Annotated in this window: 8 protein-coding genes; all 8 read right to left on the bottom strand. The window is 57.1% G+C overall.

Annotation, left to right across the window (positions count from 1 at the left end; genetic code table 11):
• Positions 1–9: 9 nt before the first annotated feature.
• The gene (locus METLA_RS0111580) at positions 10–648 is read right to left on the bottom strand and encodes a hypothetical protein (protein ID WP_152539423.1); all 639 of its coding nucleotides are present in this window, start codon (positions 646–648) and stop codon (positions 10–12) included.
• Between the two features lie 109 nt (positions 649–757).
• Complete coding sequence (locus METLA_RS0111575; protein WP_084480125.1) at positions 758–2,071, bottom strand: TolC family protein; 1,314 nt, start codon at positions 2,069–2,071, stop codon at positions 758–760.
• Positions 2,068–5,172, bottom strand: a complete 3,105-nt coding sequence (locus METLA_RS0111570) for an efflux RND transporter permease subunit (protein ID WP_024298707.1) — start codon at positions 5,170–5,172, stop codon at positions 2,068–2,070. Before METLA_RS0111570 ends, METLA_RS0111575 begins: the two co-directional genes overlap by 4 nt.
• Before the next feature lie 9 nt (positions 5,173–5,181).
• A complete protein-coding gene (locus METLA_RS0111565; RefSeq protein ID WP_029646617.1) occupies positions 5,182–6,366 on the bottom strand; it encodes an efflux RND transporter periplasmic adaptor subunit in 1,185 nt (394 codons plus the stop codon).
• A gap of 501 nt (positions 6,367–6,867) precedes the next feature.
• Positions 6,868–7,173, bottom strand: a complete 306-nt coding sequence (locus tag METLA_RS0111560) for a DUF3240 family protein (RefSeq protein ID WP_024298705.1) — start codon at positions 7,171–7,173, stop codon at positions 6,868–6,870.
• Positions 7,170–10,229: an efflux RND transporter permease subunit gene (locus METLA_RS0111555; protein WP_024298704.1), complete on the bottom strand. Its 3,060-nt coding sequence runs from the start codon at positions 10,227–10,229 to the stop codon at positions 7,170–7,172. Before METLA_RS0111555 ends, METLA_RS0111560 begins: the two co-directional genes overlap by 4 nt.
• Entirely contained in the window at positions 10,229–11,374 is a 1,146-nt protein-coding gene (locus METLA_RS0111550) for an efflux RND transporter periplasmic adaptor subunit (protein WP_245598783.1), read from the bottom strand. The genes METLA_RS0111555 and METLA_RS0111550 overlap by 1 nt, the downstream gene beginning before the upstream one ends.
• Before the next feature lie 8 nt (positions 11,375–11,382).
• A complete protein-coding gene (locus METLA_RS0111545; protein ID WP_024298702.1) occupies positions 11,383–12,684 on the bottom strand; it encodes a TolC family protein in 1,302 nt (433 codons plus the stop codon).
• Positions 12,685–12,705: the final 21 nt, after the last annotated feature.

Here is a 12,705-nt window from a genome sequence, read left to right as displayed (position 1 = left end):
CCGGCGCGGCTAGCGCCAGTTATAGGCAATGCCCACATTACCCGCAAATTCACCGCCCGTATGCGGCGCCGGCATGTTTACGCCTAAATAGGTTTGCCAGTTTGCGGCAGGGTAATAAAAAAGATTGACGATATTGCCTGAAATGTTGGATGTGCCCGAGAAATAATCGGCCTGCAAATGCAGCACTTTGGGCAGCATGCGAATTTCAAAACCGGCCATCGCCCCGTAAGGCTGGTGAATCGTCGCCAGCGCATCATTCACGTAGAAAGCGCCCAGATGAAAATTCAGCCGTTCGCCCGGAGTAAACTGATTGTCGAGAAAGCTAAAATGATGCCATCTGTGCGCAGGGGCATGGGTCAGCACCCTGCCGTTTTGTGCGCCTACTGCCAGCGACCAGGCGTCGTTGATGGTGAAAGTCTTGGACAGTATCAAGTAGCCGTCATTTTGAAAGGTTTGGGCGCCGTCGCCCGCGACCGGAACATTGAGAAGCTGCATACCGAAGACCCAGCCGTCACGCGTGGCATAATCGATCACGATATTGGCATAGGCCGCGCCACGATAGATATTGAACTCCTGAGTCAACGTCAAGCCGCCCGACTCTTCAGTGGCCGGATTGACTTTGATTCGTTTGGGGGCTTTTTCGTGCACCTTTCCCTTCGGAAAGGCTACAAGTGGACACCCAACCCACAGCAGACTCAACAGATAAATGATCAGCCTTGCGCTTTTCATTATGAGCGGCCTCATCTGCTTGAGGCGATCAATCGGGAGTGGCGTTCAGATAACTTAACAGTTGGCCGGATGCCCTCAGCGCATCCAGTTCCGCTTCCGTTTCGGCTTGTATCAGATCGACTTCGGTCAAGCGCATTTCGGTTCGGGACCGGTAGGAATCCAGCAGTTCTAAAATGGTTCCCTTGCCGAAACGGTAAGCGGACTCGCCCATCGATTTAAGGCTGTTCAGCTTGGACAGCACATCTTTTTCGAATTTGACTCGAGTTTCCTGCCTGCGCACGAGCAGATTGACCGCGCGATCAATCGCCACGCGGGTACGGGAAGTCGCAAAGTCATGTTCCAGCATGGCCGCATGTTTCGCGGCTTCGGCCTTTGCCATCCCACCTTGGTTGCGGTCGAATATCGGCACTTCGACCGAAACGCCGCCGAACGTCGTGTTACTGTAGGGACTGTCGGTATAAACCGTACCCACCTGAACAGAAACGGCCGGCCAGCGTTCGCGGCGCGCTTTTTCCAAACCGGCATCGGCGGCGGATTCGCTGCGCTGCGCCGCTACAATGTCGGGATTCGAAACTTCCGCTTCAGACAGCAGTTTTTGCGCATCGGCCGGCACACCTAAAACCGCCAATTTTCCTACCGCTGCCGGCTTCCAGTCAGGCATGCCTAAGAGCAGGCCCAAATCTCCCACGGTTTCGGCCAGATCGTTGCGCGCGGTTTCGAGCTTTGTCTCTATGCCGCTGGCTTCGACACCGATACGCAGCTCATCGAAAGAGCTGGCATTACCTGCATCCTTGCGGCCGGTAACGATCGCCGCCAAATGCTGCATGTCGCGCGCGGTTTCTTCAAAAATGGCGACGCGTTCCTGTTCTGCCAAAAGTTTTACGAATAACCGTCGCGTTTCATGAACCAACGCCGCATATTCGGCCTCGACATCCGCTTCGGCTGCGGTGACGCCCTTTTCCGCGGCTTCGATACGGGCGCCGCGTTGGCCCGCAATCAACAGCGGTACTTCCAAGGTGACCTGTTCCTGAGCATTGCCATCGAACATGTGATTCGCGCCCCCCCCAACAAAATCATATCGGCCGTAACTGATGGTCGGATTAGGCAGAACGCCGGCGGCGACCACTTCGGCCCTGGCCGTTTCGATGCGTTGCAGTATGACCGCAAAGCGAGGACTTTTTTCGCGCACGATTTTGAGCAAGTCGCCGATCGTCACCGAGACCGGCACGGTTTCGGTAGATGCCAGCGCCGGCTCGGCGAGCAAGCTTAACAGTAATAAACCCAATGCCGCCAAGGATGCTGGCGAGCGCCGACGTAGTGTGGAGGGGGCTAGCAATGTCATAATGCCTCCTGAATTTCGTCGGCTTCCTCAGGGGTAATCAGCCGCTTCGGAGTGATATAGGAATAGATGACCGGCAACACGAACATCGCCACGAAAAAGGTGGTCAACATCCCGCCGACGATCACGATCGCGAAAGGCTGTTGGGTCTCGCTGCCGATGCCGGTCGATACCGCCATCGGTAACAGGCCCAGCAGCGCCAACAATGAAGCCATCAGGACCGGACGCAAGCGATCGGTCGCGCCGTTCAATATCGCATCGCGTAAGTCTTGGCCGTTGCGCCGGTTTTGTTCGGTGGCGCTCAACACCAGCAGCCCCATCAACGACACCTGGCCCAGCAGCGCGATAAAGCCTATTGTCGCGCTGACCGACAAGGCGATGCCGGACATCAGTAATACGAAGACACCCCCGGTCATCGCAAAAGGCACGGACAGCAGAATGGCGATCGCGCTGCGGGCCGATTGCAGCGCGCTATACAGCAAACCCAGCACGATCAGCACCGCGATCGGAATGATCACCGCAAGCCGCCCCATCGCGCGTTGCTGGTTCTCGAATTCGCCGCCCCAAACCAAAAAATGGCCTTCGGGAACTTTGACTTTTGCCTCTATTAGCGCCATCGCTTCGTGAACCACGGTGCCGAGGTCACGTCCTTCAACATTGAATTTGAGCGCCAGAAAGCGGCGGTTGGCTTCGCGTTCGATTGAAGTCCGGCCGCGTTCGATATGTAAGTCGGCGACCTCTCGCACCGGAATACGCGCGCCGGCCGGTGTCGGCAGCATCAGATTGCCGATCTGTTCCATATTCGCGCGCTCGCCGGCCGGAAGAATCACGCGCACCGGCACCGGCCGTTCTCCTTGCCAGACATCGGTCACCACCTTGCCTGCGAGACTGGTCTCGAGCGCATCCTGGGCCGCATCGATGGTGATGCCCTGGCGAGCCAGCCCGGGGCGGTCGAGACGGATTTGCAGTTGCGGCACTTGGGATTCCCGGTACAGATCCAGATCGATGACGCCGGGCTCGTTCTTCAGCACCGCTTTGGCGGCTTCCAAGGTTGTACGCATCTTTTCCAGATCGTCGCCATATATTTTTAAAACGACCTTGCCGCGCACGCCGCTGACCGCCTCTTCCACGTTGTCCTTGATCGGCTGGGAAAAATTGAAGCGCACCCCCGGAATCGCGGTCAGCGATTCCCGCATTGCATCCACCAGGCGATCCTTGTGCCAGCCTTTCGGCCATTGGTCGCGGGGTTTCAGATGGACGAAGGTTTCGCTCATATTGACCCCTTCATTATCGGTGCCGTCCTCGGAACGTCCCTGCTGGCTCAGAATGCCCTTCACCTCGGGGAATGCCAGCAGCTTTTCGCGCATGTCGAGCAAAATCTCTTGCCCCTTGGCGAGCGCGATACTGGCCGGCATTTCGACAAAAACATGAACGTCGCCTTCGTCCAGTTCCGGCAGGAATTCGGTGCCCAGCTGTCCCGACGCCACTGCGCCGCTGACCAATAAAACCGCGGCGGCAGCCAATGTCATCGGGCGGCGGTCTATCGCTTTGGCTAACAATTGGCGATAGCCGTTGCGGATGCGCACCAAAAACCGCGGCTCCTCGATCATCGCATGTTTCGGATGGATCAGGGCGGCGCAAAGGGCCGGAACCAAGGTCAAGGCAAAAATCAGCCCGCCGACCAAGGCAAAGCTGTAGGTGAGCGCCAAGGGCCGGAAAATACGGCCTTCAACCCTTTCCAGAGTGAACACCGGGATCAACGCCGCGATAATAATCAGCATCGCGAAAAAAGTCGGCTTTGCGACATCAAACGCCGCCTCGACGATCAATTTGACCATGTCGCGATGGGTACGGGGCCGCTGGTGCGTCGCCTGATGGATCACATGCTCCACCAGGACCACCGCGCCATCGAGAATAATGCCGAAATCGATCGCGCCCATCGAGATCAAATTGGCGGGAAGTCCGAGCTGATAGAGTCCGGCGAAGGCCACCAACAGCGACAAGGGAATCACCACGGCGACGATCAGGGAGCCGCGCACACTGCGTAAAAACAGCCAGACGACGCCGACGACCAGCAGGAAGCCGTGCAGCAGATTGTCGTAAACGGTATGCAGGGTGTTGTGGACCAGTTCGGTTCTATCCAGGAACGGCTCGATTTTCATGCCTTGCGGCAAGATTCGTTGATTCAGTTCGTTGACTTTTTTGTGCACGGCCTCTAAGACCAGCGAAGGGTTTTCTCCGCGGCGCAGCAGCACAATGCCCTCGACCGCTTCTTTCTGATCGTTCAGTCCCACCGTGCCTTGCCGCGGCGTATAGGACTGCACGAGCCTCGCGACATCGCCGACGGTGACCGGCGTGCCGCCTGCGCTTTTCAGCACGATGTTGCGAATCTCTTCCGGCTTGCTGAGAAAGCCCACGCCGCGCACCACGATCTGCTGATCGCCGTGGCGCAGATAACCGGCCCCGACATTGCGGTTCGATTGGGTAATGGCCTGGTTGACGTCTTCCAGCGTCAAATCGAAAGATTCCAGGCGGATCGGATCGATTTCGACATAAAACTCCTTGTAAAACCCGCCGAAGGTCAGCACGTCGGCGATGCCCGGCACCTGCTTCAAGATGCGGGAGATGTTCCATTCCATTTCCGAACGCAGGTCATACAGCGAATGGCGGTCGCTGACCACCATGAATTTGTAGATTTCTCCGAGCGGCGTGTAATCGGGCGCCAGCACCGGCGTCACCCCGTCCGGCAGTTCCGCGCCGGAAATCCGCTGCGAAATTACCGTGCGCGAATGGAAACTGTCCGCGTCGTCGTCGAAAGTAATCGTGATCAACGACAAGCCGAATAAACTCTGGCTGCGCATTTGCAGCATTTGCGGGGTGCCGTTCAGCACGCGCTCCAGCGGTACGGTGACTTGCCGCTCGACCTCTTCGGGCGCGTAGCCGGGCATCAGCGAAATCACGGTCACCTGGGTATTGGTCACATCGGGATAGGCTTCGATCGGCGTTTGGATATACGCATGCACGCCAAACAAGGCGATCACCACGGTTATCGCAATGGCCGCCATTCGCCGATGCACGCAAAGTTCTATCAATAACTTCAGCATTCGGCGTCCTTACAGCAGCATCGCGGCTTCGCCGTCGATCAACAGCGCCCCGCCTACGACGACGCGCTCGCCGCCCGACAGCCCTTTCAAGACCGGTATCAAGCCTTCCCGCGCTTGGCCCACTTGGACGACGCGCGGCTCGAAAACTCCGGTCGATTTCTCGACATAGACGAGGGTCGTTTTACCATCACGAATCAAGATCGATGAAGCCGGTAAAAAAATATGGCCGGGGCCGGCGGTTTCGATCGAGGCGCGCGCATACATACCGGGCCGCAGAGCGACCTTTGTATCCTTGTCAGGCTCGATGAAGACGGCGGCACGTCTAAGATCGCTTTGGATGGCGGCGCTTTCCGCGACGACATGACCGTGGATTGGATCAGGCAATGACGCCAGTTCAATAACGGCTTTGGCGCCTTTTTCGACCAGTGCTAAATCCCGCTCGAAGACATCCGCGACAATCCAGGCGGCGGTCGGCTCGCCCAGATCAAACAATGGCGTGTCGTTGCCGACAGCGGCGCCGACCGAAACGTAAGCTTTTAAAACCATGCTGTCAAAAGGCGCCCTGACGGTCACTTCGTCGGCGGCGCCACTGCCGAGCAAATGCAGAAAATCCCGGCTGCGGTCAAGTTCGGTGCGGGCCTGCTTTAATTGCGTTTCCGCTTCGACCCTTTCGATTTCGAGTCCTACCCCCGTCCGCTGCATTTCAAGCTGGCGCCGGTAGCGGTCTTCGGCCCGGGCAAGCTCGGCTTCCGCGCGTGCATAGTCCGAGCGCATCTGCGTGGCTTGTACGCTCGATAACGTCGCCAACGGGGCGCCTGCCTTGATTCTATCGCCGACTTGGACATAAATCTTGGTGATCCGTCCTTCCACCACGGTTCCGGTCGTCGAGATCGCCTTGGCCCGAAAGTCCACGCGGGCGGGGGCTGAGATGACGCCGCCCAGGGATTCGGCTTTGACTTCCTGCACCTTGATATAAGGCAGCGACTCGGGACGAAGCGTGATTGCTTTGTTTGCTGAGGAATCTGAGGATTGTTGCTGGGGTTTGCCGGGCAAATCCTTAGCGGTTACAGGCGATTTGTCGGGTTCGGATTCGCCTCCATCTCCACCGCATGCCGTTACCAGGAGTAGTATAAAAAAACAGGGAAAACTCGCCAGCTTCTTGAAATAAGCGTCCCGAGAAAAATGAGTTTTCATATCCAAATCGAACGGGTCCATTGAGTGCTAACAAACCGATTTTTTTAAAAAATCGGATTCGGATGAGTCATGCGACAAAATTACAAAGATAACATTGGGAAGTGACAGAAGTGCTTAATCGGTGCCGAATCCTATTATTAAGGAAAGCAGGGGCGGTTGAAATCAACCGGTTAACCGGTTGATTTCATCTGTCGACTAAGTTTCTTGGCAGGACAATACCTTGATATGCTTTGATTTTTGTTCTAACTCTCGATACCTTCAAGCAATAAACGTTCCATGCCGCGATCGAGCGGCATTGCCAGTTTTAATAGACCGCGACAAGCTTGCCGTCCTTAGTTTAAGAAAAGAACGCTTTGATGAGCTATCTACAGAGTCTTATAAACTTGAAAGTTGGTATCGATTAGCTATTATATCGGCATCGAGTGAATTAACTCAACAATATCTCGGGTGTTTTATATTTTTTACAACAATACCAATTGACTACGGATTTTTTTGGACTGGCTATATCACCCCGTTATCCACCACCGGCATCACCCAGTACCTAATCCCCGCGCCGGAAAATTCCTCCCGGAGCCGCGCCAATAACGCGGTCAACACCGCTTCCTCGACATACATCTGGAAGCGCAGCCGTTTTTGCCGGCCGGAGACCTGTTCGGCGAGCGAGAGGCCTTCGTTGCGGTGGTCGTGCGCGAAGACCGGAAAGCTGCTGAAGCCGTGTTCGGATTCGAAGGTTAAAAGACAATCGACGATCACTTCTTCGAGGCTGGTCGGCACGTTCAGGGTGACGAGAAATTCTTTGCTGCTCATGCTTGCTCCGGGGCGCGGCCGAACAGTTTGAACAGGATCGGCAGCAGGAAGAGGGTTAAAAAGGTCGACGAGACCAGGCCGCCGATCACCACGATCGCGAGCGGGCGCTGGATTTCGGAGCCGGGTCCGGTCGCGAACAAGAGCGGGATCAGGCCGAACGCGGCGATGCTGGCGGTCATCAACACCGGCCGTAAACGCCTTGCCGATCCGATCACGACGACCTTGGCGAGGTCCATGCCGGTGGCCAGCAACTGGTTGAAATAGCTGACCATCACGACCCCGTTCAACACCGCGATGCCGAGCAGTGCGATGAAGCCGACCGAAGCGGGCACCGACAGGTATTCGCCGGACAGCCAAAGACCGAAGACGCCGCCGATCATCGCGAGCGGAATGTTCGACAATACCAGCACGGCTTGGCGCACCGAGCCGAAGGTCGAAAACAGGAGCAAGAAGATCAATCCCAGGGACACCGGCACTACGACCGACAGGGTTGCGGCCGCGCGTTGCTGGTTTTCGAACTGGCCGCCGAACTCGACCGTGTAGCCGGTCGGCAGTTTGACCTGTTCCTTGACCTTTTGCCGGGCTTCTTCGACGAAGCTGACCAAGTCGCGGCCCTGCACGTTGCTGCGCACGACCGTAAAGCGCTGGCCGCGTTCGCGGCCGATCGCGACCACGCCTTCGACTTTTTCGAGTTTGGCGATGCCGGTGATCGGCACATGGCCGCCGCCGGGCAGTGCGATTTGCAGGTTGTCGAAACTGGCGGTGTTGCTGTCGCCGCGCAGCAACAATGGCGTGCGCTTGATGCCTTCCTGCACGATGCCGAGCTTCAGGCCTTCGATCTGCGAGCGCAGCAGCGTTTCGACGGTGTCGCTGTCGAGGCCCAGACGGCCCGCGCGCGCCTTGTCGATGGTCACTTGCAGAAACTGCATGCCGCTGTTTTGTTTGACGAACACATCGGAGGAGCCGTCGATATGGCGCAGGATGTCGCCGATTTGTTCGGCCTTGTCGCCGAGTACTGTTAGGTCGCTGCCGAACAGTTTGACCGCGACGTCGCCGCGCGTTCCGGTCAGCATCTCGGAAACGCGCATTTCGATCGGTTGGGTAAAGCCGAAGGCGATGCCGGGCGTTTCTGCCATCACCCCGCGGATCTTTTCGAGCAGTTCGTCCTTGCTTTGCATCCGCCATTCTTCCTTCGGCTTCAGCACCAGGAAGGTGTCGGTCTCGTTCAGGCCCATCGGGTCCAGGCCGAGCTCGTCCGAGCCGACGCGCGAGACGATCGTGTCGATCTCGGGAACCTGTTTGAGCAGGTTTTTCTGCACCTGCCCGTCCAGCGCGACCGATTGTTCGAGCGAAATCGACGGCAGTTTTTCGAGCTGCACGATGATGTCGCCTTCATCCATCGTCGGCATGAAGGTGCTACCGATCTGGGTAAAGACGATCGCAGTTACCGCCATTAAAGCGCCTGCACCTGCGAACAGCTTCTTGTAATTCACGAGACACCATGCCAGCATCGGCTGATACAGTTTCAACAAGTGCCGCGGCAGCCACGGCTCTTCGTGCGAAACCTCTTTGAGCAGGAAGGACGAGACGACCGGAATCACGCTGAGCGACAATACCAACGAACCGCTCAGTGCGAAGACGATGGTCAGCGCGACCGGCGTGAACAGCTTGCCTTCGAGTCCTTGCAAGGTCAGCAGCGGCAGGAATACGATGATGATGATCAATATTCCTGAAGTCACCGGCGCTGCGACCTCGCGCGCGGCGCGGTAGATCACATGCAGGCGCGGCAAACGCTGGGCTTTTTCGGTATGGGCGAGGTGGGTGATGATGTTTTCGACCACAACGACCGCCGCATCGACCAGCATGCCGATCGCGATCGCGAGGCCACCAAGGCTCATCAGGTTCGCCGACATGCCGATTTGATTCATCAATATGAAGGTGAACAGCGCCGCCATCGGCAAGGCAAGCGCCACGGTGACCGCCGCCCTGAGGTTGCCCAAAAACGCGATCAACAGCACGACAACCAGCACGATCGCTTCGAACAGCGCATGCAGCACCGTATCGACCGCCTTGTCGACCAGATTGCCGCGATTATAAAACACCTTTACTTCGACGCCGGGCGGGAAGCCGGGGCGGATCTCGGCCAGTTTGTCCTCGAGACCTGCGATTGTCTGCCGCGCGTTAGCTCCGCGCAGACTCAATACCAATCCGGAGACCGATTCACCCTTGCCGTTTTTACTGACCGCGCCGTAGCGGGTCATTGAGCCGATTCTGACCTCGGCGACATCGCCGACCGTCACCGGAATGCCGTTAAGGTTATCGATCACGATGCCGTTCAGGTCGGAGAGCGTCTTGATGCGGCCTTCGGCGCGCACGATCAAGGCTTCTTCACCGTCTGTCATCCTCCCTGCGCCGTCGTTGCGGTTGTTCGCTTCGATCGCCTGGGTCAACCGGTCGATCGAGATGCCGCGCGCGGTCATCCGGGTATTGTCCGGAATCACTTCGAAGCTTCTGACCAGGCCGCCGAGGGAATTCACGTCCGCGACGCCGGGTACGGTGCGCAGCGCTGGTCTAATCACCCAGTCGAGCAGGTCGCGCCGTTCCATCAGGCTAAGGTCGCCGCCTTCGATCGAGAACATGTACATTTCACCGAGCGGCGTGGTCATCGGCGCGATACCGCCTTCGACGCCGGAAGGCAGAGAACCCCACATGCCGTTCAGGCGTTCGGCGATCTGCTGCCGAGCCCAGTAGATGTCGGTGCCTTCGGTAAAATCAACCGTGATGTCGGTCAGCGCGTATTTGGCGATCGAGCGCAGCATCACCTGATGCGGTATGCCGAGCAGTTCGATTTCGATCGGTGCAGTGATACGCGCCTCGACTTCCTCGGGCGTCATGCCGGGCGCCTTCACGATCACCTTAACCTGCGTCGGTGACACTTCCGGAAACGCGTCGATCGGAATATGCGTGAAGGCATGATAGCCCGCGCCTGCCAGCAGCAGCACCGACAATAGAATCAGGATGCGCTGACTCAGCGCAAATTGAATCAGCTTAGCCATTATTCGCCGCTCCCGAGGCCAAGCCAGTTCGCCTTCAGCGCGACCGCGCCTTTGACCGCGATGTCCTCGTCGCCGCTTAACTCGCCTCCGATCACCGATTCTTCATTCTGTTTGCCGATAATCGCAATCGGCGTGACCCGAAAGCCATCCGGGGTACGGATAAACAGATACGATTTGCCTTCGTTTTGCGCGATTGCCGCATTCGGTACTTTGAAGGCCGGTGTCGCGGTGGCCTGCATGATCTGAATATTAATCCGCTGTCCGGGGCGGATGGAGGGGTGTTTGCCGTCGATAATCGCTCTGGCTAGAACGGTCTGGTTTTCCAGATTCACGTTTTGACTCAGCTGGCTGATTTTGGCGCTGATTTTCTCGGCGAAAGGGTCAGTATTCTCCGGCACTACCTTGTCGCCGATTTTGATCTGGGCGGCGCGTTCCTGAGGAATATTGATTTCAAGCCAAAGCTCGCTCAGATCGGCGATCCGGTACAGCGGCGCCAGCATGTCGACCCGCGATCCGGCAACACCCATCCGCTCCAGCACGGAGCCGGAAATAGGGGAGCGTACTTGCAGTTTGCTGTTGAGCCGGTGCGTGCTTTTCAAACGGTTGATTTCCGCCGCACTCATGCCGGCGATTTCGAGCAACTGCCGGTGTTCATTGGCTTCGGAAGCGAAGGCGTTGTATTGACTATGGGTTTCCTGCCAGCGGCGCTCGGCGATCACACCTTCTTCAAACAATTTTTTATCGCGCTGATTGGACAGCGACCCCAACTGCAATTCGTTTTCGGCCTTCAAATACAGCCGCTGCATCGAGAGCAAATCGGGGCTGTTCAATTCCGCCAATACATCGCCTTTGCGGACAAGATCTCCGATCGAGGCGTTCAATTGGGTAATCAAACCCGATTGCGAGGCGCTGACCAGATATTCGTGTGCGGGCGGCACCACGACTTTGGCCGGCGCGGTCAGCATAGGAATTTGCGCGACGGGCTCGAGTTTACCCAGCGTCACGCCTAAATTATTGAAGCGGTCAGCCGATATGGTGACGCGCATTTCAGTATTGGCGGCGACCGCCAGAGAGAGGTCGGGATGCAACATGGCAAAAGGCGCAAGGCAAGCGCTTAGTAAAACCATCGTCTGACGTTTAATCATTATCTTTCTCATGGCATCACTCCGACCGCCTGATTATAAAAAGCAATATCGCGTTGTAAGATGACCGAACGCTCCTTCGCGTTCAGGATGGCCTGCAGGGTTCTGGCTTTGATTTTTAGCAAATCCATCAAATCGATTTCGCCTGTCGAAAAACTGAGCTCCATCATCTGCATATGTTCTTCGGCGACCTTTTTCATTTCTTCGGCGATTTTCAATTCCTCCTTGTTGACTTCGAGGTTGTGCTCAGCCTCGTGATGCGCCAGTTCGAGATCTCGATAGAGTTGTTGATATTCAGATTGTAATTTGGCCGCTTCCACCTGGATGGCAGCGATATGCGGCTGGATGTGGGCATTGCCTCCGAAAGGTACAGTTACGCCGATATTGAAGCTCTCGGTATTGTTACTGCGCGGATCATTTTGACTCGGACGATCGCTGTTTACGCCAACCGTCAGGTCGGTTTGTCCGGAACCAATCAGTTTCAACGATTCAATTTCGGCTCTTTTGCGTTCGAGTTGGCTGTGCAGCGAGGCCAGGGCAGGGTGATTTTTCTGGATTTCGTCGAGATCGATCAGTTTTTCTTTGAACTCGGCGGGCGCTTTGGTGGTTTGCGTGATGCTCGCATAGCGTTTCCGCGCATGCATCATCTCGGCTTCGGCCAGCGTCAGCGCCGCGCGTTTTTGCAGCAATTCGGTTTGCGCAAGCAACTCGTCGGCGCGCGGCAGGTCGCCCAATTCGACTCGGCGCTGAATTTTCGCGAAGAGCTGCTCGTAATTGCTGACCTCGGCCTGAGCCTGATCATAACGGACTTTTTGCAAAGCCATATCCCAGAGCGCGGACCTGACCAATCCGGCCACGCGCAACCGAGTCGCTTGCGATTGCGAGGTGGCGCTCGCTTGCGCTCTGTCGGCCAGGCTGTGTTCCGCATCGCGCTGGCCAAAGTTCCATAACGGCACCTGCACGGTCGCGTCGACATAATGCAGTGTGCCGCTGGTCGCTTCCTGAAAACGCAGGCCGGCTCGGGAGGCGCCGGATGTCCAGCTCTTGCTGCGTTCCAGGATCGTTGCCGCTTCCGCTTCCTGTGCGGAGAGCCAGGCGGCGTCGGGAAATTTTTCCAGCGTCAGGTCGATCACCTTGGCCAGATTCAACGAAGCATCGACTTCGATCGGATCATGATGGTCGACGATCGGTTTGGCATCCGGATGTAACGCCGGCGGCCGGTCGATGTCTTCCGCCGGCGCGGCAAAAGACAGCAGCGAAGCGCAAAGCGTCACGATGACGCGGCGGCTGCGGTGAAAATTAGGTGCAGTCATAACAATAATGCTCAATGCGGC

Origin of the sequence: Methylomicrobium lacus LW14 (assembly GCF_000527095.1) — a bacterium.
Lineage (GTDB): Bacteria > Pseudomonadota > Gammaproteobacteria > Methylococcales > Methylomonadaceae > Methylomicrobium > Methylomicrobium lacus.
Note: the sequence above shows the minus strand (reverse complement) of the source record. Positions and strands in the feature narration are given on the sequence as shown.